Source organism: Sedimenticola hydrogenitrophicus (assembly GCF_029017505.1).
Taxonomy (GTDB): Bacteria; Pseudomonadota; Gammaproteobacteria; order Chromatiales; family Chromatiaceae; genus Sedimenticola; species Sedimenticola hydrogenitrophicus_A.
On sequence record NZ_JAQGEI010000003.1, the window covers coordinates 112,914 to 131,937 of the forward strand.

The 19,024-nt window shown below is 59.6% G+C and carries 20 protein-coding genes; 9 read left to right on the forward strand and 11 right to left on the reverse strand.

Features of this window, described 5'->3' with window-relative positions:
• The first annotated feature begins 157 nt into the window (after positions 1-157).
• The 4 genes from O9K64_RS02925 (at position 158) to O9K64_RS02940 (ending at position 2,278) form a co-directional block, all read left to right on the forward strand.
• Positions 158-1,114: a DnaJ C-terminal domain-containing protein gene (locus tag O9K64_RS02925; RefSeq protein ID WP_275096578.1), complete on the forward strand. Its 957-nt coding sequence runs from the start codon at positions 158-160 to the stop codon at positions 1,112-1,114.
• On the forward strand, positions 1,115-1,432 hold the full coding sequence (locus O9K64_RS02930; RefSeq protein WP_275096579.1) for a chaperone modulator CbpM: 318 nt from the start codon (positions 1,115-1,117) through the stop codon (positions 1,430-1,432).
• 337 nt (positions 1,433-1,769) lie between these two features.
• Positions 1,770-2,057 (forward strand): BrnT family toxin, encoded by a 288-nt coding sequence (locus tag O9K64_RS02935; protein ID WP_275096580.1) that lies wholly within the window; start codon positions 1,770-1,772, stop codon positions 2,055-2,057.
• Complete coding sequence (locus O9K64_RS02940) at positions 2,054-2,278, forward strand: CopG family antitoxin (protein WP_275096581.1); 225 nt, start codon at positions 2,054-2,056, stop codon at positions 2,276-2,278. The genes O9K64_RS02935 and O9K64_RS02940 overlap by 4 nt, the downstream gene beginning before the upstream one ends.
• Positions 2,279-2,522: 244 nt before the next feature.
• On the opposite strand, the gene O9K64_RS02945 is transcribed toward O9K64_RS02940, so the two are convergent.
• On the reverse strand, positions 2,523-3,134 hold the full coding sequence (locus O9K64_RS02945; protein ID WP_275096582.1) for a glutaredoxin domain-containing protein: 612 nt from the start codon (positions 3,132-3,134) through the stop codon (positions 2,523-2,525).
• Positions 3,135-3,704: 570 nt separating this feature from the next.
• On the opposite strand from O9K64_RS02945, the gene O9K64_RS02950 reads away from it, so the two are divergent.
• From O9K64_RS02950 to O9K64_RS02960, 3 genes are all read left to right on the forward strand, one after another.
• On the forward strand, positions 3,705-3,974 hold the full coding sequence (locus O9K64_RS02950) for a hypothetical protein (RefSeq protein ID WP_275096583.1): 270 nt from the start codon (positions 3,705-3,707) through the stop codon (positions 3,972-3,974).
• A 31-nt stretch (positions 3,975-4,005) separates the two neighbouring features.
• Entirely contained in the window at positions 4,006-4,353 is a 348-nt protein-coding gene (locus tag O9K64_RS02955; RefSeq protein ID WP_275096584.1) for a GFA family protein, read from the forward strand.
• Between the two features lie 100 nt (positions 4,354-4,453).
• Positions 4,454-5,005, forward strand: coding sequence for a YdeI/OmpD-associated family protein (locus O9K64_RS02960; RefSeq protein ID WP_275096585.1), 552 nt, complete (start codon positions 4,454-4,456; stop codon positions 5,003-5,005).
• A 206-nt stretch (positions 5,006-5,211) separates the two neighbouring features.
• Here O9K64_RS02960 and O9K64_RS02965 read toward each other — a convergent pair whose 3' ends face one another.
• Both O9K64_RS02965 and O9K64_RS02970 read right to left on the reverse strand, forming a co-directional pair.
• On the reverse strand, positions 5,212-5,910 hold the full coding sequence (locus tag O9K64_RS02965) for a copper resistance protein B (RefSeq protein WP_275096587.1): 699 nt from the start codon (positions 5,908-5,910) through the stop codon (positions 5,212-5,214).
• Positions 5,911-5,920: 10 nt separating this feature from the next.
• Positions 5,921-7,906: a copper resistance system multicopper oxidase gene (locus tag O9K64_RS02970; protein WP_275096588.1), complete on the reverse strand. Its 1,986-nt coding sequence runs from the start codon at positions 7,904-7,906 to the stop codon at positions 5,921-5,923.
• Positions 7,907-8,581: 675 nt separating this feature from the next.
• Between O9K64_RS02970 and O9K64_RS02975 the strand changes: the two genes are divergently transcribed.
• Complete coding sequence (locus O9K64_RS02975; RefSeq protein WP_275096589.1) at positions 8,582-8,734, forward strand: hypothetical protein; 153 nt, start codon at positions 8,582-8,584, stop codon at positions 8,732-8,734.
• Positions 8,735-9,002: 268 nt separating this feature from the next.
• On the opposite strand, the gene O9K64_RS02980 is transcribed toward O9K64_RS02975, so the two are convergent.
• The 5 genes from O9K64_RS02980 to O9K64_RS03000 all read right to left on the reverse strand — a co-directional run bounded on the left by O9K64_RS02980 (position 9,003) and on the right by O9K64_RS03000 (position 14,988).
• Positions 9,003-10,322, reverse strand: coding sequence for a TRAP transporter large permease (locus O9K64_RS02980; RefSeq protein WP_275096590.1), 1,320 nt, complete (start codon positions 10,320-10,322; stop codon positions 9,003-9,005).
• The gene (locus O9K64_RS02985) at positions 10,319-10,834 is read right to left on the reverse strand and encodes a TRAP transporter small permease (protein ID WP_275096591.1); all 516 of its coding nucleotides are present in this window, start codon (positions 10,832-10,834) and stop codon (positions 10,319-10,321) included. The genes O9K64_RS02980 and O9K64_RS02985 overlap by 4 nt, the downstream gene beginning before the upstream one ends.
• Entirely contained in the window at positions 10,831-11,889 is a 1,059-nt protein-coding gene (locus O9K64_RS02990) for a TRAP transporter substrate-binding protein (protein ID WP_275096592.1), read from the reverse strand. The genes O9K64_RS02985 and O9K64_RS02990 overlap by 4 nt, the downstream gene beginning before the upstream one ends.
• A gap of 210 nt (positions 11,890-12,099) precedes the next feature.
• A complete protein-coding gene (locus O9K64_RS02995) occupies positions 12,100-13,677 on the reverse strand; it encodes a benzoate-CoA ligase family protein (protein ID WP_275096593.1) in 1,578 nt (525 codons plus the stop codon).
• 345 nt (positions 13,678-14,022) lie between these two features.
• Positions 14,023-14,988, reverse strand: a complete 966-nt coding sequence (locus O9K64_RS03000; RefSeq protein WP_275096594.1) for a sigma-54 interaction domain-containing protein — start codon at positions 14,986-14,988, stop codon at positions 14,023-14,025.
• A 209-nt stretch (positions 14,989-15,197) separates the two neighbouring features.
• On the opposite strand from O9K64_RS03000, the gene O9K64_RS03005 reads away from it, so the two are divergent.
• Positions 15,198-16,445, forward strand: coding sequence for an MFS transporter (locus O9K64_RS03005; RefSeq protein ID WP_275096595.1), 1,248 nt, complete (start codon positions 15,198-15,200; stop codon positions 16,443-16,445).
• Between the two features lie 195 nt (positions 16,446-16,640).
• On the opposite strand, the gene O9K64_RS03010 is transcribed toward O9K64_RS03005, so the two are convergent.
• The 3 genes from O9K64_RS03010 to O9K64_RS03020 are packed head-to-tail and all read right to left on the reverse strand — an operon-like array spanning position 16,641 to position 18,975.
• A complete protein-coding gene (locus O9K64_RS03010) occupies positions 16,641-17,855 on the reverse strand; it encodes a vWA domain-containing protein (RefSeq protein WP_275096596.1) in 1,215 nt (404 codons plus the stop codon).
• A gap of 17 nt (positions 17,856-17,872) precedes the next feature.
• On the reverse strand, positions 17,873-18,442 hold the full coding sequence (locus tag O9K64_RS03015) for a hypothetical protein (RefSeq protein ID WP_275096597.1): 570 nt from the start codon (positions 18,440-18,442) through the stop codon (positions 17,873-17,875).
• Positions 18,439-18,975: a PspA/IM30 family protein gene (locus O9K64_RS03020; protein WP_275096598.1), complete on the reverse strand. Its 537-nt coding sequence runs from the start codon at positions 18,973-18,975 to the stop codon at positions 18,439-18,441. The genes O9K64_RS03015 and O9K64_RS03020 overlap by 4 nt, the downstream gene beginning before the upstream one ends.
• Positions 18,976-19,024: the final 49 nt, after the last annotated feature.

A 19,024-nucleotide genomic window follows, 5' to 3' on the forward strand; every position in this document is an offset into this window, starting at 1 on the left:
ACCTGAACAGGGCGTCACCGGCGACTATAGTTCAGGTGTGGGGAGTGCCATGACAGGGCCCGCCGATGGCCGGTCCGGCACACACCAGCCGCTGGAAAATGGGCCGTCCCAACCCCACCTCATATAACAACAAGGTTGCCGCTTTCAGGTGGAGGTTATGCAATACAAAGACTATTACGCGGTCATGGGGGTCGACAAGGGCGCGACCCAGGATGAGATCAAGCGCGCCTATCGCCGGCTGGCGCGAAAATACCATCCGGACGTGAGCAAGGAGGCGGATGCCGAGAAGCACTTCAAGGAGGTGGGGGAGGCCTACGAGGTGCTCAAGGACCCGGAGAAACGTGCCGCCTACGACCAGTTGGGGGCCAACTGGAAGGCCGGGCAGGATTTCCGTCCGCCGCCGGACTGGGATGCCGGGTTCGAATTCAGCGGCGGCGGCTTCACCGACGGCGACGCCTCGCAATACAGCGACTTCTTCGAGTCCCTGTTCGGCCAGGGCTTCGGCTCGGCGTTCCGTTCGAGCCAACGCGGTGGCGGTGGATTCCACGCCCCGGGACAGGACCACCACGCCAAGGTGCTGATCGATCTGGAGGACGCCTTTCACGGCGCTACCCGCAGCATCACCCTGCATGCCCCCGAGCTGGATCCGCGTGGGCATGTGATCACCCGCGAGCGCACCCTCAACGTGCGCATTCCCAAGGGGGTGCGTCAGGGCCAGCAGATCCGCCTGGCCGGGCAGGGTGCCCCCGGTATCGGCCGGGGCGCGGCCGGGGATCTCTACCTGGAGATCGAGTTCAGGCCCCACCCCCCCTACCGGGTGGACGGGCGGGATATCTATCTCGACCTGCCGGTGTCGCCCTGGGAGGCCGCGCTGGGTGCCAAGGTGAAGCTGCCGACCCCGGATGGAGTGATCGATCTCACCATACCGGCCGGCTCCAACAGCGGCCGCAAGCTGCGGCTGAAGGGGCGCGGCATTCCCGCCGCCAGCCCCGGCGACCTGTATGCGGTGCTGCAGATCGCCCTGCCGCCGGCAGACAACGCCAAGGCGAATGAGCTATACCGTAAAATGGCAGAGGAATTGGCGTTCAATCCACGTGCCGGACTGGGGGTGTAGATGAGACGGGAAGAGGAGATTCTGGTCGGCCTGCTGCTGGATGAGGAGTGCCTGCTGACCCTGGGTGAGTTGAGCCGGGCCTGCCGGGTGCACGCCGAGTGGATCGTCGAGCTGGTGGAGCAGGGCATAATCGAGCCGCGCGGCGACGATCTGCGTCACTGGCGGTTCAGCGGCAGCAGCCTGGGCCGGGTGATGCGCGTGCAGCGGCTGCAGCACGACCTGGGGGTCAATCTGGCCGGTGCCGCCCTGGCGCTGGACCTGTTGGATGAGATCCGTACCCTGCGCAACCGGCTGTCTATCATCGATCGCGACCTGTAGGAGGCCCGCCCCCGGGCCGATTCGCGGCGCAGCCGCGCCCGCCTCCGACCCCTCCGGCACGATAATTATAGGGCGGGCCGTGCCCGCCAACGGCGCCCACGGGGCGCCCTATGACGGGTTTTTGAGGTGACCACGTAGCCCGGATGCAGTCGCCATTCCCCCAACTGCATAGACCGCATGTGCCTATGGCGGAATTCGGGGGCTCGGCACAACGCCCCGGATTCCGCCCGTCGCGGGCCGTGCGCCTGTCAGGTTTTCCGGGAGCGGGCTCCATCCAGGCTACAAACTAACTGACAAGGCTGTTGACCCTCCTCATTAGTGTACATACAATGTACATATGATCGATTTCGAATGGGACCCTGCTAAATCCCGGTCCAACTTCAGAAAACATGGCGTATCCTTCGAAGAAGCCAAATCGGTGTTCTATGATGAATACGCTATCCAATTTGATGATGTAGAAAACTCTGAGGAAGAAGACCGGTTTTTGATGCTGGGCCTGAGCAATGAGTTACGCGTTCTCATAGTTGCACATTGTGAAAGACAGTCTGGAGAAATTATCCGGATTATCTCCGCGCGCAAAGCAACCAAGAAGGAGCGCAAGTTCTATAGAGGTGACGTATTATGAAGAAAGAGTATGACCTTTCAAAAATGAAGTCCCGGAAGAATCCTTATGCTTCCAAGCTAAAGAAGCCTGTCACAATGCGGTTAAGCGAGGATGTGATTGAATACTTTAAAGAAATGGCCGAAGAAAAGGATGTTCCGTACCAAAGTCTTATTAATCTTTACCTGCGAGATTGCGTTGTCCATCATCGCAAAGTTGATATTTTTTGGCGAGACAAGCCTTAACAAAGGTTAGGGTCCGCAAGGTCAAAGGATCTCAACGAGGAAATGGAAATGCAAAAGGGAGTACGGGGTCAGAGTAACAACTCAGGATTAGTGGCATCGGCCGAACTTGCCGATACCGGATCAATCAGAACACTTGAACCGACTCAGCGCCTCGCCGGTTTCGTCTTAATCGCCATCGGTGCGCGGACCCCGATCAAGGCATGACACCCACCTGGTGGGCATAAGCGGTGCCCTGCCTGCGGCTTCAGCGTTGCGGCGACATGGAGCACTGGCCCCGGTCGTAGTTGGGGTCCACCAATTGGTGAACGATCTCGCTGAGTTGGTCAGCACCCCCGACATACGCCCCGTCAATCCAGATCTGCGGCACGGTTATCGGCGTCCTGGGGCCGACAATCGGTTTCACCCGGGCCAGCATTTCATAGAGTGCCCGCGCGTCCCTGACCACATCATGGTAGCTGTAGTCGATACCCGCATCATCCAGATAGCCCTTCGCACGGATACAGTGGGGGCAGGTTGCCTTGCCGAAAAGATGGCTGCCGGTGATGACCTCCCGTCGCGAATGAACCTCTATCACCGCCTGGGTCAGCAATCCCCGGTTCAGCGCGTGGCCCTGGCTGATGACCCGTCCGTCGACGATCACGATCGGTGCATGCCAGCCCCCCCTGAGCAGCGGCACCCACCACTCGCTGAGCCATTCACGCATATCGAGCCGCACCGGGATATCGGCCAGTTCGTGCTCGCAGGTATCCAAAATCACGTCTTTGGTCAGGGCGCATTCACCACAGGGCACCTTAACCTTGAAAGGCCCCCAGGCACCGGCCCAGCGGAATACGGTCACTTCAACGGGTTCACTCATGCGCAACCTCTCCAGTTACTTATAGCACTTCGTCGAAGTGATATTGGTACCGCCATACCTGAAGCAGACCAGGAATATCGAGGAGTTCTTTCCTTGGCTGCCTTCAAGGGGGCAGCGGGCAGGTCAAGGGGTCAGAACACTTGAACCAAGCCGACTGTCGATCATCGACCGCGACCTGTAGCCGAGTAGCCTGGATGCAGCCGTCATGCTCCCAACCGGTTAGTCCGCACGTGCCTATGGCGGCGGAATCCGGGGCGTTCGGCACAACGCCGCCCCGGATTCCGCCCGTCGCGGGTTCTGCGCCTGTTAAGCCTCTCGGAAGCGGGCTCCATCCAGGCTACTCGCCGCCTTCAGCTGAACTACCACCCTGATCCCGAACTACCCCGAACTCCCCCCGAACTCCTATAACCCCGAACTCCTTGAGCAAGGGGCCAAGCTATTCGTCGTGGACTAAAATCACATAATCAAGCCATCCACCGGCTGCAAAACCTCCATTTTGCTGCGGTTTTGTCACCGGTGATGGCGGGTATCATGTTTCCAAGGCGGCGACACAAGGATAGAGGAGCTTGGATGCGCACACTACTAATCACATTCGGCGGTTTTGTTCTGTGGGCAGCATGCCTTGGAATCGCGCGCCTGCTTGGCGGTAAATCTGCCTTGTCGAAATGGACACCAACCATTGTTTTCGCGATTATCTGGTTTGTGCTGGCAGTCGCGAACATGTGGGTAGGTGTTGCACGGGCCGGTTACTCCTTCAGCGAAGAATTCCCCATCTTCTTGCTGATCTTTGTGCTTCCTGTCGCGGCGGCCGTCGTCTTTGTCAAGCGGAAAATCCTGTGAAATATTTCTCAAGCATGAGAGGAGCCAGAAAATGAAATATAAAGGTAGCTGTCACTGTGGTCAGATTGCCTTCGAAGCAGAGGGCGAAATTAACGAGGTCATGGAATGCAACTGCTCCATCTGTTCTCGCAAGGGTTCTCGTATGTGGTTTGTCCCCAGAGATAAATTGCGCTTGCTTACCCCTGATGAAAACCTGGCCACTTACATGTTCGGCGAACATACTATCAGGCATCATTTCTGCGCCGAGTGTGGCATTCACCCTTTCGGTGAGGCTACTGATCCATCCGGAAACAGGATGGCAGCAATCAATGTCCGCTGCCTTGAAGATTTTGATTTTACGTCGTTGCCAGTGAAGCATTTCGATGGCCGTTCGCTATAATCATCACTACGCCCAACAAGGCCATCAGCCGACCCGAGAACGCATAATGTTTTCGGGTCGGCTGATGGCAAGCATTAGCGTATTTACGGGCTGATTCGGAATGATACAAAGCGACACAAAATCTCAGTTCAAAGCAAAACTGCTTCGTCCGGCCAAGTTGGGCAGCGATATTCCGTGGGCTTTTGTAATTCTGCCCAAGAGCGCGAGCGCAAAGCTTCCTAGACGAGGAAGGACGACAGTAGAGGGTACCATCAACGCTCATGGCTTCCGGGCTATGCTTGAGCCGGATGGTCAATTGAGTCATTGGTTGAGGGTAAACAAGGCGCTACTCGAAACCGCAGGTGCGAACATCGGCGACATAGTCACGTTTGAGATCATGTCAGTGGAGCAAGAACCAGAACCTGAGATACCCTCTGACCTACACGAAGCCCTGGCGGCTGCTCCCGAGGCCCGGGCCGTTTGGGACGATACAACCACCATCGCACGCCTGGACTGGATACATTGGATTACTTCAGCCAAGCAGTCCAAGACTCGGGCGAAGCGGATTAGTAATGCTTGTGACATGCTTGCCTCCGGAAAACGACGGGTTTGCTGTTTTGATCAATCTGGCTACTACAGTAAATCCTTCAGCGCGCCTAAAGCGGCAGATTAGGTTAATCTGTATTTATGTTTGATATGCGCCTGGCAATGCAAGCCAAGGCGACGGCTTTTTCGTTCCGGCCACACCTCAACACATCATTCAGCGGGATGGACAGGGCGCCCGCGGTTTAATTGATGACTGTAAGCCGGCGATCACAGACAAGGTGTGATCGCCGGACGATTACAGTAAGAAAGATGAACTGTCAGTTCATCGTTATATCAGAACCAGATCCGAAGACCGGCCATGATCTGTACATCGCTGGAATCTTCACCGCCAGCCTTGGCAAAATCAGCTGTCTGGCCAAACTTCCTGGCCCAATTCACACCGATATAGGGGGCGAACTCGCGCCGCACCTCATAGCGCAACCGTAACCCCAACTCCATATCAGAGAGACCAGAGCCAATACCCAGTTGTGCATCGTCCTCGCTGAATGCATTGACCTCTATCTCGGGCGATAGAATCCATTTCTGCGTAAGCAGATATTCATACTCGGCGTTCAGGCGCACATTCACTTGTCCCGATTCACCAATAAACAGACCGGCGTCCACTTCGAACTGGTAGGGAGACAGTCCTTTGAATCCGAGCGCCAAATAGTCACGTGTCGGCTTTGGCTTGATGTCGTGCCGCCATCCGGCCTGAAAATCCCAGAACGGTGCAATGGCACGGCTATAAAGAAACTGTACCTCTGCTTCTTCGGTATTTCCGTTGACCCGCTCCACATCCGTTTTGATCCAGAACTTATCGAGGTCATAGCCGATCCAGGCATCCGCATCCAGTACCAAGGCATTGGATCCGCTGGTGTTTCTGAGTTCCAGTTTGTCGATCATCACCTTGTAAAGCAGTGGATCATCCGCCCCGCCGGCCATCGCCGTTGAAGGGAGACCGACAAACATCATTACCGCAATTATGTTTTTCATTTTTACTCCCTCAACTGACGATGACGGTGCGGAACATGCCCAGCATGTGATAAAGAAGGTGACAGTGGTAAGCCCAGCCGCCTTCCGCATCAACGGTCACGCGATAGCTAATACGTGCCCCGGGTTGCACAATTACCGTATGTTTACGGGGCAGATAGTTGTTATCCCCCGTTTCCAGATCACTCCACATGCCATGCAGATGCATCGGATGATTCATCATGGTGTCATTCACAAACGTGATACGAATACGCTCTCCAAGCCTCCAGCGCAGTGGTTCGGCATCGCTGTGCTTCACCCCATTGATGGACCACATATAGCGGCCCATGTTGCCCGTCAGGTGAAGTTCCAGCTCGCGATCCGGATCCCGATGATCATACGTGGTGCGCAAGTTGCGCAGATCGGAATAAGTTAAAACACGCCGCCCATTATTACGCAGACCGACGCCGGGATCATCGAGACGGTACTGTGGATCCTCCGATCGCATATCGACTTGGGGGCCATACTCGGTTGGGGCATGATTCACGGGGCCTGCTGTGAAATCGGAGGGGTTGGATTTAAGTGTTTTAATCTCCATGCGTCCATCCGCCATCATCTGGTGCTGGTCTTGCCCCATACCGGACATCATGTTGCCACCGGACATATCGTGTTGGCTGTGATCCATTCCGGGCATCATTCCTCCAGCCGGCATTTGCTGCTCTTCGTTTTTCATCCCGGGCATCATTTGCCCGCTACCCATCTGATGCTGGCTGTGATCCATGCCGGGCATCACCGTTCCCGAAGGCATCTGATGCTGACCTCCATTCATGCTGCCCATATCATGACCAGAGCCACCCATCATATTCATGCCCATGTCACCATGTTCCAGATTGGGCACAGGGTCGATCTCAGGGACAGCGGCTGTCAGCGCGATATCCGGTGTCAGGGTTCCCCGGGCAAATCCCGAACGGGCGATATCCTGGGCAAATATGGTGTAGGCCTGGTCATCCTTTGGCTCCACAATCACGTCATAGGTTTCTGCCACACCCATGCGGAATTCATCGACAGTGACAGGCTCGATGTTTTGTCCATCTGCCGCGACTACCGTCATCTTCAAGCCGGGAATGCGCACATCGAAAAAAGTCATGGCCGATCCGTTGATAAAGCGGAGTCGTACCTTCTCACCTTTCCTGAACAGTCCTGTCCAGCCGTCAGCCGGCGTCTGGCCGTTGGTCAGAAAGGTATAGGTTTGACCCGTCACATCGGAAAAGTCACGCTGACTCATGCGCATCTGGCTCCACATCTTGCGATCGTTCCAGGTGGCCGTCAGTCCCTTCTCCTTGAGGTCCTCCATCAGCTCTTGGTGAGTACGCTCATTGAAGTTGTAGTAGTGGCTAAGCTTCTTCAGTTTTGCGTATACATCCGTTGGATCTTCATCCGTCCAGTCGGATAACATCACCACATAGTCACGGTCATAGGTGAATGGATCGGGGTCTCTTGGATCGATGATGATAGGACCATAGAGCCCTGTCTGTTCCTGAAAACCGGAGTGACTGTGGTACCAGTAGGTGCCACTTTGGGTGACCGGGAATTGGTAGGTGAAGGTCTCACCCGGTTTTATGCCGGTAAAACCATTGGCAATGCCGGGTACGCCATCCATTGCACTGGGCAGAATGATGCCGTGCCAATGGATGGAACTGGTCTCTGGCAACAGATTGGTCACTCTCAAAGTCACGATATCGCCTTCACGCCAACGCAAAGTTGGCGCCGGCAGTGAACCATTGACCGTTGTGCCGATTCGGGGTGTACCGGTAAAGTTGACGGCCTGTTGGCCAATGGTCAAATTGAAATCCGTGCCACGCAGGGTTTGCGGTCCTTGTTGTTTCAAGGCGGCGGCCAGTACGGAACCGGACCCCAATCCCATGCCGGCGAAGGCACCTCCCATAGCCAATCCCTGTACAAATCGGCGACGCGTCAGCATGACGCTCCCCTTATATTTGGGGCGATTATTATCATTCATGAAATATATTTCCTCTACGAGTCAGTGGCATACACAACGCCGCTGACAAATAATCAACCAATTAGTCGCATCAGGTAATCCCTGATAATTCGGTAATCACGGGTAGGGAAATCAGGACTTGGGCGGTCGAAAAAGAGAGGCCGCAGGAGGGCTTGCAAAGTGTCCGCTTACTTGGAGCAGTAAGGGTTTTGAAGTGTAGATTGTAGAAAAGATTGGTGTCTGAGTCAGTACCAGTGCGCAAGCGGCACAATGACCAGATAAACAACTCGTATTCGTACTGCCTGTGTCGGTATCGAATGGGCCGGAATCCTGGAATGGCTGGCGATCTTCAATACCATTGTCGCCCTGCATAGCCACGGGATGATGCGCATGCCCCATTGGTTGAGCCCATGAAGTTAATTTTGCCACTGCGCCCTGCACCGGGGATAGGCCCAGTAACAGTGTCAACAGAGTGACCAGCAGTTTTTTAGAAAGAGAGTGCATACGGGACAATGGTACGATTCATAATTCTTGTTCCATGGTGTCTGTTTGGTCGTGTGCAGTAGAAATAGTTCAACCTTCACATAAGCTTTCATCAAGAATTAGATTTTGTCTATAAAAATTGCCCAAGATCTGCCTGCCACAGGATGGCGCAGGATCTGGCGTTCAATCCGTGCGGCCGGAGTGGGGGTTCAAATGAAACGGGAAGAGGAGATTCTGACCGGCCTGCTGCTGGATGACGAGTGCCTGCTGACCCTGGGCGAGCTAAGTCGCGCCTGCCGGGTACATGCCGAGTGGATCGGCGAGCTGGTGGAACAGGGTATTATAGAGCCGCTCCAACAGGTGTAGCCGCCCCCCTACCGACCTGCAATCATCAACCCGGGACCATAGGGCGGGCCGTGCCCGCCGACGGCGCCCACGGGGCGCCCTATGTCTGGCTGTGGGGTGGCCGCGTAGCCTGGATGTAGTCGCCATTCCCGCCACCGAATAGACCGCATGGGCCTATGGCGGCGGAATCCGGGGGCTCGACAGAAGGCCGCCCCGGATTCCGCCCGTCGCGGGTCCTGCGCCCATCAGGCTTCCCGGGAGTGGGCTCCATCCAGGCTACCTACGGCCATCATCCAAGCAATCGCGGCAGCAGCAGCGTGATCGATGGGAACAGGATCAGGATCACCACCCGCACGATATCGGAGATCAGGAACGGCATCACCCCCTTGAAGCTCTCGATCATCGGCACCTCCCTGGCCATCTTGTTGATGATGAAGACGTTCATCCCCACCGGCGGGGTGATCAGTCCCACCTCGACCACGATCAGGGCGATGATGCCGAACCAGACCTTGAGATCCTCCGGGCCCATGGCGAAATCCAGCCCCATCAGGATCGGCCAGAAGATCGGGATGGTGAGCAGGATCATGGAGAGCGAGTCCATGACGCAGCCGAAGATCAGGTAGAGCACCAGCATGGTGGCCAGCACCAGGTAGGGGGAGAGGGTGCTCTCGCCGATCAGGCGGGCCGCCTCCGCCGGCATCTGGGTGAGTGCCAGGAAGGCGTTGAAGAGATCGGCGCCGAATACAATCAGAAAGATCATGCCGGTGGCGGTGGCGGTGCCCAGCAGACACTCGCGCAGGCCGTCCCAGCGCAGCCGACCATGAAAAAATGCCAGTACGCCGGTGGCCACGGCGCCTACGGCGGCCCCCTCGGTGGGGGTGAAGGCACCAGCGTAGATGCCGCCGATCACCACCAGGAAGATGGTGGCCACCGCCCAGATATCACCCAGACTGGCGAACTTCTCCGACCAGCTGCTGGCCTCGCCGGCGGGACCGGCCTGCGGATTCAGCCGCACATAGATCGAGATGACGATCAGGTAACCCAGGGCGGCGAGAAAGCCGGGGATGAAGGCGGCCTGGAACATGGTGGCGATATTGCCTTCGGTGAGGATGGCGTAGATCACCAGGATGACCGACGGCGGGATCAGGATCCCCAGGGTGCCGCCGGCCGCCAGCGCCCCGGTGGCCAGAGCGCCGGAATAGCCGTGGCGCTTCAGCTCCGGCAGGGCCACCTGGCCGATGGTGGCGGCGGTGGCCAGGGACGAGCCACAGATGGCGCCGAAGCCGGCACAGCCGCCGATGGCCGCCATGGCGATACCGCCGCGGCGATGTCCTATCCAGACGCTGGCGGTGCGGAACAGGGCGCGGCTGAGCCCCGCCTTGCTGGCGAACTGGCCCATCAGCAGAAACAGCGGCACCACGGAGAGGTCGTAGGTGGTGAAGCGCCAGTAGGCGGCGGTCTTCAGATAGTTGATCAGGGGGTCCCATCCGGAGAGGTAGACATAGCCGATCATGCCCACCAGCAGCATGGCGACCCCGATGGAGAGTCGCAGTGCAATCAGCAGTAACAGAACGGCGAACATCAGGGATCCGATTGTGATACCACTCATGGCGTTCGGTTACTCCATTGGCGGGCACAGGTATAGAAACAGGTCAGGGTCAGCAGGGCGAGGGAGGCAACGATGGGAATAAAACCCCACCAGCGCGAGAGACCCAGGATCATGGTCTGCTCGCCATAGCGGTACATGTCATAGCCGCCCAGGGCGAGCCGCCAGGTCAGCAGCGCGGCGATCAGCCCGAACACCAGACTACCGATACTGTCCATGCGGCCGCGGGTGCGCGGGTGGATGTGCAGGGTGAAGAAATCCACCACCACATTGCCGTTGTGTAGCTGGCAATAGGGCAGGAAGGCGAACACCGCGATGGCGCAACCGATCTCCACCAGCTCGAAATCCCCGGGGACCGGCAGGCTGAACAGGTAACGGCCGACAATGCTGGCCACCGTCATCAGCGCCAGGCCCAGCAGGACCAGTCCGCCGCCGGTGGCAAACAGGTTACACAGGGTGTGCAGAATCCGGCCCGGGAACCCGGGCCGGATCGTGTCGGCGGATGCTGAACTCATTTTTGCGCTTGTTTCGGTTCTTCCCGGCTGTACTTGCCGACCAGTGCCCTGGCGTCATCGTACATCTGTTGGCCGTTCAGGCCGCGCTCGTCCATCGCCTTGATCCAGTTGTCCACCACCGGCCGGGTGGCGATCTTCCACCGCTCCAGCTCCTCGCCCTCGATGGTATTGAACTGGTTGCCGTTTTTTCGCGCCGCTTCCCGACCCGGGTTGTCGGCCTGGTCCCAGGCGGCGCCGATCTGCTGGGCCAGCGCCAGGCCGGAGTTGTTGTCGATCACCTGCTTCAGGTCATCCGGCAGGCTGTCGTACTTCTGCTTGTTCATGGCGAACAGGAACATCGCGGTATAGATGCCCCGGCCTCCACCAATCTCGGTGTGGAACTTGACCAGTTGATGCACCTTCAAAGGCAGGGTCACCTCGTAGGGCAACATGGCGCCGTCCACCACGCCCTTGGAGAGGGCCTGGGGAACCGCCGGCACAGGCATGCCCACCGGGGTGGCGCCGACCACGTTCAGCGCCTCGTTGATGGTGCGGGTGGGGGCGCGGACCTTGGTGTTCTGCAGATCGGCCAGGGTCTTGATCGGCTTGTCACGCATGTGGAACTGACCGGGGGCGTGGGTATGGATCAGGATCGGGTGCACATCCTGGTACTCCTCCCGCATGTATTTTTCGTAGAACTCCCAGGCCGCCTGGCTAGTCGCCTCGGCACTGCCGGCAACGAAGGGCAGCTCAAACACCTCGGTCAGCGGGAAGCGGCCGCGGGTATAGCCGGGCACGGTCCAGACGATATCCGCGACCCCGTCGCGCACCTGGTCGAACAGTTGCGGGGGCTTGCCGCCCAGTTGCATGGCCGGGTAGATCTTGATATCGATCCGCCCGTTGGACTCCTTCATCACCTTGTCGGCCCAGGGCTGGATGAACTGGCTGTGGGCGGTGGATGGCGGTGGCAGGAAGTGGTGGATCTTGAGTTCCACCTCCGCGGCCATGGCCGAGGCCGCCGATAGCGACAGGGTCATGAGCAGTGACTTCCACAGGGTGCTGGTGTGCATTTTCATCGATCTCCTCCTGATTTAAGGGCCGCGGAAAAAATAAATTATCCCATCTCGCTTCGCTCTCGGTCTGCTCACGGCGTTGTGCAAAGGGTTACATAGGCCCGCTATGCGCCCCTTTGCACGCCTTGTGAGCAAACCGATAGCTGTGCGATCTTGGAACAATTTATTCCTACCGCGACCCAAATTATCCGGCCGGATGTGGCTGATCGCCGTTCAGCCGGCCGGTGTGGGCTCTTCAAGCAGCTGTTGTAATTTGTATTTCTGAATCTTTCCCGTTGCCGTTCTTGGCACATGGTCAATAATGCGCACATCCTGTGGGCACTTGAAATGGGCCAGCTGGCTGCGTAGCGTCTGCTGCACCTGCCGGGCCAGGGCCTGCGGGTCCAGGCCGGTCTGTTGCGGCTCCAGGAACAGGACGATGCGGGCCGGTCCGTCGCCGCGAGGCGCCTCCACCACCGCCGCCTCGGCGACGTTGGGCACCGACAGGGCGCAATATTCGATCTCGCTGGGGCTGACCCACTGCCCGGATATCTTCAGCATGTGGTCGGCCCGGCCCTGGTGATACCACCAGCCCTCGGCGTCGAAACTGAAGATGTCACCGGTGCGATACCAGACGCCGTTGAAGGCGTGGCGCGTCATGTCCTGGCGATTCCAGTAGCGGTCGCAGACCGAGGGCATGCGCAGCCAGGCGACCCCGGGGGTATCGGGCGTCTCGATCGGGTTGCCGTGCTCGTCGGTCAGGCGCACCTCCGCCCAGGGCACCACCCGGCCGCTGGCGCCGGGACGGCACGCCTCCGGGGTGTTGACGATGAACAGGATCAGGGTCTCGGTGGTGCCGATCCCCTCATAGATCAGCTTGCCGGTGGCGGCGTGCCAGTCGCTGAACAGCGCCTTGGGCAACTGCTCGCCGGCGGAGACGCAGCAGCGCAGGTTCTTGAACGCGGGGCTCGCCGCGATCCCTTGGTTCAGCAGTTTGCGGTAGAAGGTGGGCACGCTGAACAGCAGATCCGGCCGGTGTTGCTCGACTAGTTCGCCGGTGCGCTCGGGCGTAGGCCAGCCGTCGAACAGGATCAGGGTGGCGCCGCAGCGCAGCCCGGCAAACAGGCCGTGCGCCAACGGGTAGGCAAAGAAGAGTTTTGAGGTGCAGAGGATCTTCTCCCCCGGCTGCACCTTGAGATTTTCCCGCAGGTGCAGGTCGCTGACGATCAGGTCGTGATGCAGGTGGACGGCCGCCTTGGGCTTGCCGGTGGTGCCCGAGGTGTAGATCCAGAAGGCCATATCGTCGGGCGACATGGGGGTGGATTCAAGTTCGGGGCTGCTGTCGGCGAGCAGTGCCTGGATACTCGGGTGATCGGCGCTTGCCGGGCCGCGCACGATCAGGGTGAACGGGTGCTGGATCCGCGGGCGCAGCGCCTCGATGGTGGCGACGTAGTCGGCCTCGACAAACAGATAGCGCGCGCGGCTCTCATTGATGGTGAACAGCAGGTCGCGCTGCACCGCCATCCGGTTGTAGGCGATGGCCACCGCGCCGATGCGCAGGGTGCCGATGTAGGCGGCCACCAGATCGGCGGAATCCTCCAGCAGGAACATCACCCGCTCTTCAGGGCGGACGCCGCGCGAGCGCAGGGCATTGCCGAAACGGCCGGCGCGTTGGTTCAGTTGGGAATAGGTGAGGGTTTCCTGCTCATCAATGACGGCGATCCGCTCGCCCAGTCCCAGACCGAGGGCGGGACCGAGGATCTCATCTCCCGCGTTCATTGCGCTTTCGATATAGGGCTGCTGAAGTGCCATGCAGACTCTCGTTCGTTTATCGGCAGGCAACGTGATAAATAATGCATGCCGTGGTTATATGTGCGGAATAATAATGCATCTACTGGGCCAATATCACTACTCAATGAAGGGTAGTTTTCTAATGCATTGTAAACTTGAAGGAAATTATGGACCGGTGAGTGGTGTCGCGAATCTCGGCGAGCAGGCCAGAGTGTTCATAAAATGTACATATATGGTGGGGTTTTTTTCCAGGTAGCGGCTTAAACCACGAAATTTAAAAGGAAATAGGGGGTGCATAGACCATTGTGAACACCATGTTCAGAAAATGGACAGTTATTTTTTCGTGAGGCAGATAGGTAATATTGTTCAGTTTTCGGTGGATTTCAGAATCCGGTAGATCGTGGTGCGCGAGATTTCCAGGGCCTTGGAGACCTTGCTGATGTTGCCTTTGCACTGTTCGAGCACCCACTCCACATAGGCCTTCTCGAGCTGGGACAGGGGCATGACCCGGGCAAATGGCCGTGTTGATTTGCTCTCCGGCTCGCCATTCCGACGGTTCAGCATCGAATCGATATTGACCGCCCTGATCTCCGCGTCGCAATGCACGCGCAGCCGTTCGATGATGTTCTTCAGTTCGCGTACATTACCGGGCCAGTGGTGGGCCATCAGCTGCTGCATGGCCTCCGGGGTGATGGTTTGCCGCGGGGTGTTGCCCAGGGGTTGTTGCAGAAAATGGTCCACCAGCAGGGGAATATCCTCCGCCCGTTGGCTGAGTGGCGGGATATCGATGGTGAGTACATTGAGCCGGTAGTAGAGATCCTGGCGGAAACGTCCCTGGGAGATCATCTTCTCCAGATCGCGATGGGTGGCGGCGATGATGCGCGCGTTGGTGCGCCGGATGGTGGTGCTGCCCAGGGGGCGGTATTCGCCGATCTCCAGTACCCGCAACAGCTTGGCCTGGCAGGAAGCGGTCAGCTCGCCGATCTCGTCCAGGAACAGGGTGCCGTCGTTGGCGGCCTGAAACAGGCCGTCATGGTCATGACTTGCCCCGGTGAATGCCCCCTTGCGGTGGCCGAACAGTTCGCTCTCCAGCAGCTGGTCCTGGAGCAGGCCGCAGTTCAGCGGGATGAAGTTCCTGCCCTCACGTTCACTCCAATGGTGCAGCAGCTGGGCGATCACCTCCTTGCCGACCCCGCTCTGACCGGTAATCAGCACCGGCATCTGCAGCGGTGCCATCTTTTTCGCCATCGCCATGGCGCGACACCAGGAGGCGCTGCGGCCGATGGCCGAAGGCGGGTTGCCGTGTGCGCCGTTAGTTGCGTGGGTAAGCATATCAGCGTAATTCCAAGCCCCGACAGTGATTTCCGGTGGCCCAGAATAGCAACATCGACGCGCCCATTGCAAAGACCCGTGCGTCTCCGACCCCGGGCCAGCAACCTTTTTCCGCCAACCTTGCGCGGGACCAGCTGCGGATCCTTCATGCAAGGCGGCACCGTTTCGCATATGCTTCAGTTTTTTACCCGGCCACGTTGATCAACACCATGACACCGACAATTCTGATACTGCTGAGTGGCTTGGGGCTACTGCTGGTGGGCGTGGGACTGCTGGGTACCCTGCTCGGCGTGCGCGCCACCCTCGCCAGTTTCAGCAATATCGAAATCGGCCTGATTATGGCCGGTTACTATGCCGGTTACATCGTCGGCACCCTGACCGTCCCCGGGGTGATCCGCAATGTCGGGCACATCCGCTCGTTCGCCGCCTTCGCCGCGGTGGGGGCGGCCGCTAGTCTGGCCTTCGGTCTGCTGGTGCATCCCTGGGTCTGGCTGGTGCTGCGCGTGCTCAGCGGCCTCTGTGTGGTGGGGCTCTATATGGTGGTCGAGAGCTGGCTCAATGCGCAGAGCGCCGGCCCCGTCCGCGGCCGCATCTTCTCCCTCTACATGATGAGCACCCTGGTCGCGCTGGGGGCCGGCCAGCTGCTGCTGTTGGCCGGGGACACGACCGAGCTGACGTTGTTCGCCCTGGCCGCCATCCTGATCTCACTCGGGGTGGTACCGGTGGCGCTGGCGCGGGTGCACGAGCCGACGATAGAGAAGGAGGTGTCGGCGAAATTCACCGAGCTGATGCGGATGACGCCCCTGGGTTTTATCGGCGCGCTGATTGCCGGCGTGGTGAATGGCGTGTTCTGGGGCATGACGCCGGTTTTCGGCCAGCGACTGGAGTTGGGGGACGGGCAGATCGCCATGCTGATGAGCGCCACCATTTTCGGTGGTGCCATCCTGCAGTGGCCGATCGGTCATCTCTCGGACCGGATCGATCGCCGTACCGTGCTGACCCTGACCAGTCTGGCCACCGCCGCGGTGGCGGCAGTGACCGCCCTGATCGTTATCCGGGGCTATCCGGGACTGACCGTGTCCGCCTTCCTGCACGGCGGATTGATGTTCTCGCTGTACGGGATCAGCGTCGCCTACGCCTATGATCACCTGGCGCCGGGGCAGGTGCTGGAGACCACCCGCGGACTGTTGCTGATCTATGGGATCGGTGCGCTCTCCGGGCCGTTGCTGGCGGGTATCGCCATGGACCTGATCGGCCCGGTTGGCTTGCCGGTGGTGTCGGCCACCAGCGCCGGCATACTGGCGCTGTTCGGGCTTTATCGCATGTCCAGGCGCTCTGCCATCCCGGTGGCGGAGCAGACCGTGTTCGTGCCCATGGTGCGCACCTCGCCGCTGGTGCTGGAGATGCATCCGGACGTGGATCCGGCACCGGAGCTGGATCTGGCGGGGCGGGAGTGAGCTATCCGTCATGCCGAATCGGTGGGTTACGCGGCACCCGGGTGTGGCAGCAGCCGGGAAGTGGGGTGCCTGTGCGCCGCTAACCCACCCTGCGAAACTCATTCAGACTTGTAGGGTGGGTTAGGCGCGCCCTTCACCGGGGGTGGCCGTTTGCATGGCACCGTGCGCGCCGTAACCCACCGTTTAACCCTCAGCTCAGTAGGCCGGTGCGTCGGCGTCGTAATGCAATCCTTTTTTCGCGGCCTGCTCCCTGACCGTGTCATAGAGCTGGTGATCCAGCGACGTGTCGGCGTCGCCGCGCGCCTCCACCCGCTCCCTGATGAAGGCCGCACGCGCCCCGGCCAGTTCACCGATCTGCCGTTCCAGCGACTGGCGTGCCGCCGCCTTTTCCGCGATCACGGCCCGTTGCTCGGCCGGGGCCATCGCCTGCAGCGATGCGGGGAGTTTTTCCCGTTCAATGGCGGTGATGTCGACCCGGCCACTGGCGACATCATCCACCAGTTCCCCGTCGCCGAGGAAGTTCTCCTTGCCGCTCTTTGACGCGTTGAAGGTGGCGCGGCGCGCGCGCGACGCGACCGACGCTTCCGCATGCAGTTTCTCGCTGGCGGCGAGCTTCTTCTGCTGCGCCCGCTGCTCCTCCTCGCTACCGTAATAGAGTCGTGTCTGGTCCAGTTTTTTTGAGAGCCTGGCGATCTGTTCATCGAACGGCGTGGCGATGGCCAGGGCGCCACCGCTCTGTTCGACCTGGAAGTAACTGCCGCTGCCCAGCTGGGCGATCCGCTGCCAGTTGTCCAGGGTGGTGCGGTCGTCGCCACACTGGATGGCGTTGATGACGATGCCGCGCTGCCTGGCCTTCACGATGGTCTCGGGATATTTCACCTCATCCGGGTAGTCCATGTGGGGCGCGGCGTCGCCGACCAGAAACACCACCTTGTAACTGTTGTCGTCCCGGCTCCAGGAGATCCGGTTGACGGCGTCGCTGAGTGCCTGGTTGACACTCTCCGGGCCGTCGCCTCCGCCGGCCGCCTGGAACTCCATGAGTGCCGCGTACATGCTGTCCAGGTCGCTCGACAGGTCCAGCACCCGGGTCACATAACTGTCGCCACGGTCGCGGTAGGCCACCAGCCCCATGCGGATCTCCGGGGCAGACCGGGCCGAGGCCATGGAGCTGGCGATGGACCAGATCTTCTCCTTGGCCGCCTCGATCATGCCGCCCATACTGCCGGTGGTATCCAGCACGAACACCACCTCGATGCGTTGAGCCTTCCGGGCGATCTGGTCAATCAGCGGCGACTGGTCCGGCTGGACCACAATCGGTGTCGTCGCGCCGTTGCTCTGATAGACCGGGTAGAGGGCGATCGCCCCAACGGTGGCGGTGAACAGTGACAGGGCGATAATTTTGGATTTCATGATGCGCTCCTTAGATGTCAATGGATCGATGAGAGTCGACGCAGGGCGGTTTCGGCGGCCTGCTCGGCCTGCTGAAAACGGTCGCCTGCTTCGTCGCTGGCCGTGCCGGGACCCGGGCGTTTTTTCATCTCGGACGGGATGGCGCAGAACAGTGCCTGGAGCAGGAAAAAACACCAGATACCGAGCAGCAGGCTGCCGGTCTGCAGCAACGCCCAGCTGGCTGTTGCCAGGCCCAGCCCACTCAGTCCCAGGTCGGCCAGCGCGGAGAACAGGCTGCTGTAGAAATAGAGCGAGCGGATCAGCCAGATCAGCCCGATGTGCAGCAGCAGGTAGAGCGTGAGGGGCGGATCGAGCAACCAGATGATGGCCGAACTGAGGAGCCAGGCGGAGAGTGTGACCACCCGGCCGAGCCGCTGTCCGCTGCGCCTGAGCAGGTAGAGGGTGTAGGCGAGGCCGATTCCGGCGATCAACAGTTTGAGCAGGGTCGGATGCCCGATCACGGGCGCCAGGGCGCTGAACAGGATCGCGCCGCTCAGGCTGGCCGCCAAGGCGAGGCCCACCCCTTCGAGAAAAGTGGGCCGCTTCATGAGTGACTCCTCTTGCGCTTTTCGCGCAGCAAGGCGATCTCCACATCGGCGTCGCTGATGTGGATGCCGGCCGGCTCCCGGCAGTCCTGCGCCCGGCTGTCGCCAGGTTGGGGCTCCAGCAGCTGCGCCTTCTGGCGCATGCCCTCCAGCCGGGTGCGGTTATCACTCAATCGCCGCGACAACTCGGTGAGCGCCTGTTGCAGCGTCTGCCGACGGCCCTCCAGTTGCTCGCTAAACCATTCCAGCTCCAGTTTTTTGCGCATCAGCTGTTTTGTCAGCGACTCCTGGTCCGACTGGAAACAGATGTCCAGCTCCTCGTCCATAGCGGCCAGCTTGCCGTGGCAGCTCTGCTGTTGGCCGCTCAGTTGGGCCAGTTCGTGTTGCAGCAGCCGGCTGCGCTGTTCATCCTCGGCAAACGCCGCCTCCATTTCCCGGATCGCCTGCCTGAGCAGCAGATCCGGCTCTTCAATGCGGTCGAGTAGCGCATGCATATCGGCCCGAAAGAGTCGTGATACCCGGTTGATCAGTGCCATGGATTACCTCCCGATAGCGGGTTTCGTGGATTGCGTGGGGAGAGTCTAG

Excerpts from the sequence above, each read along its gene's own strand:
- O9K64_RS03010 (WP_275096596.1), bottom strand. The coding sequence starts at position 17,855 with ATGAAATCCAAAATTATCGCCCTGTCACTGTTCACCGCCACCGTTGGG.
- O9K64_RS02940 (WP_275096581.1), top strand. The coding sequence starts at position 2,054 with ATGAAGAAAGAGTATGACCTTTCAAAAATGAAGTCCCGGAAGAATCCT.
- O9K64_RS02950 (WP_275096583.1), top strand. The coding sequence starts at position 3,705 with ATGCGCACACTACTAATCACATTCGGCGGTTTTGTTCTGTGGGCAGCA.
- O9K64_RS03000 (WP_275096594.1), bottom strand. The coding sequence starts at position 14,988 with ATGCTTACCCACGCAACTAACGGCGCACACGGCAACCCGCCTTCGGCC.
- O9K64_RS03015 (WP_275096597.1), bottom strand. The coding sequence starts at position 18,442 with ATGAAGCGGCCCACTTTTCTCGAAGGGGTGGGCCTCGCCTTGGCGGCC.
- O9K64_RS02980 (WP_275096590.1), bottom strand. The coding sequence starts at position 10,322 with ATGAGTGGTATCACAATCGGATCCCTGATGTTCGCCGTTCTGTTACTG.
- O9K64_RS02970 (WP_275096588.1), bottom strand. The coding sequence starts at position 7,906 with ATGAATGATAATAATCGCCCCAAATATAAGGGGAGCGTCATGCTGACG.
- O9K64_RS02945 (WP_275096582.1), bottom strand. The coding sequence starts at position 3,134 with ATGAGTGAACCCGTTGAAGTGACCGTATTCCGCTGGGCCGGTGCCTGG.
- O9K64_RS02925 (WP_275096578.1), top strand. The coding sequence starts at position 158 with ATGCAATACAAAGACTATTACGCGGTCATGGGGGTCGACAAGGGCGCG.
- O9K64_RS03005 (WP_275096595.1), top strand. The coding sequence starts at position 15,198 with ATGACACCGACAATTCTGATACTGCTGAGTGGCTTGGGGCTACTGCTG.
- O9K64_RS02985 (WP_275096591.1), bottom strand. The coding sequence starts at position 10,834 with ATGAGTTCAGCATCCGCCGACACGATCCGGCCCGGGTTCCCGGGCCGG.
- O9K64_RS02975 (WP_275096589.1), top strand. The coding sequence starts at position 8,582 with ATGAAACGGGAAGAGGAGATTCTGACCGGCCTGCTGCTGGATGACGAG.
- O9K64_RS02960 (WP_275096585.1), top strand. The coding sequence starts at position 4,454 with ATGATACAAAGCGACACAAAATCTCAGTTCAAAGCAAAACTGCTTCGT.
- O9K64_RS02930 (WP_275096579.1), top strand. The coding sequence starts at position 1,115 with ATGAGACGGGAAGAGGAGATTCTGGTCGGCCTGCTGCTGGATGAGGAG.
- O9K64_RS03020 (WP_275096598.1), bottom strand. The coding sequence starts at position 18,975 with ATGGCACTGATCAACCGGGTATCACGACTCTTTCGGGCCGATATGCAT.
- O9K64_RS02965 (WP_275096587.1), bottom strand. The coding sequence starts at position 5,910 with ATGAAAAACATAATTGCGGTAATGATGTTTGTCGGTCTCCCTTCAACG.
- O9K64_RS02990 (WP_275096592.1), bottom strand. The coding sequence starts at position 11,889 with ATGAAAATGCACACCAGCACCCTGTGGAAGTCACTGCTCATGACCCTG.
- O9K64_RS02995 (WP_275096593.1), bottom strand. The coding sequence starts at position 13,677 with ATGGCACTTCAGCAGCCCTATATCGAAAGCGCAATGAACGCGGGAGAT.
- O9K64_RS02955 (WP_275096584.1), top strand. The coding sequence starts at position 4,006 with ATGAAATATAAAGGTAGCTGTCACTGTGGTCAGATTGCCTTCGAAGCA.
- O9K64_RS02935 (WP_275096580.1), top strand. The coding sequence starts at position 1,770 with ATGATCGATTTCGAATGGGACCCTGCTAAATCCCGGTCCAACTTCAGA.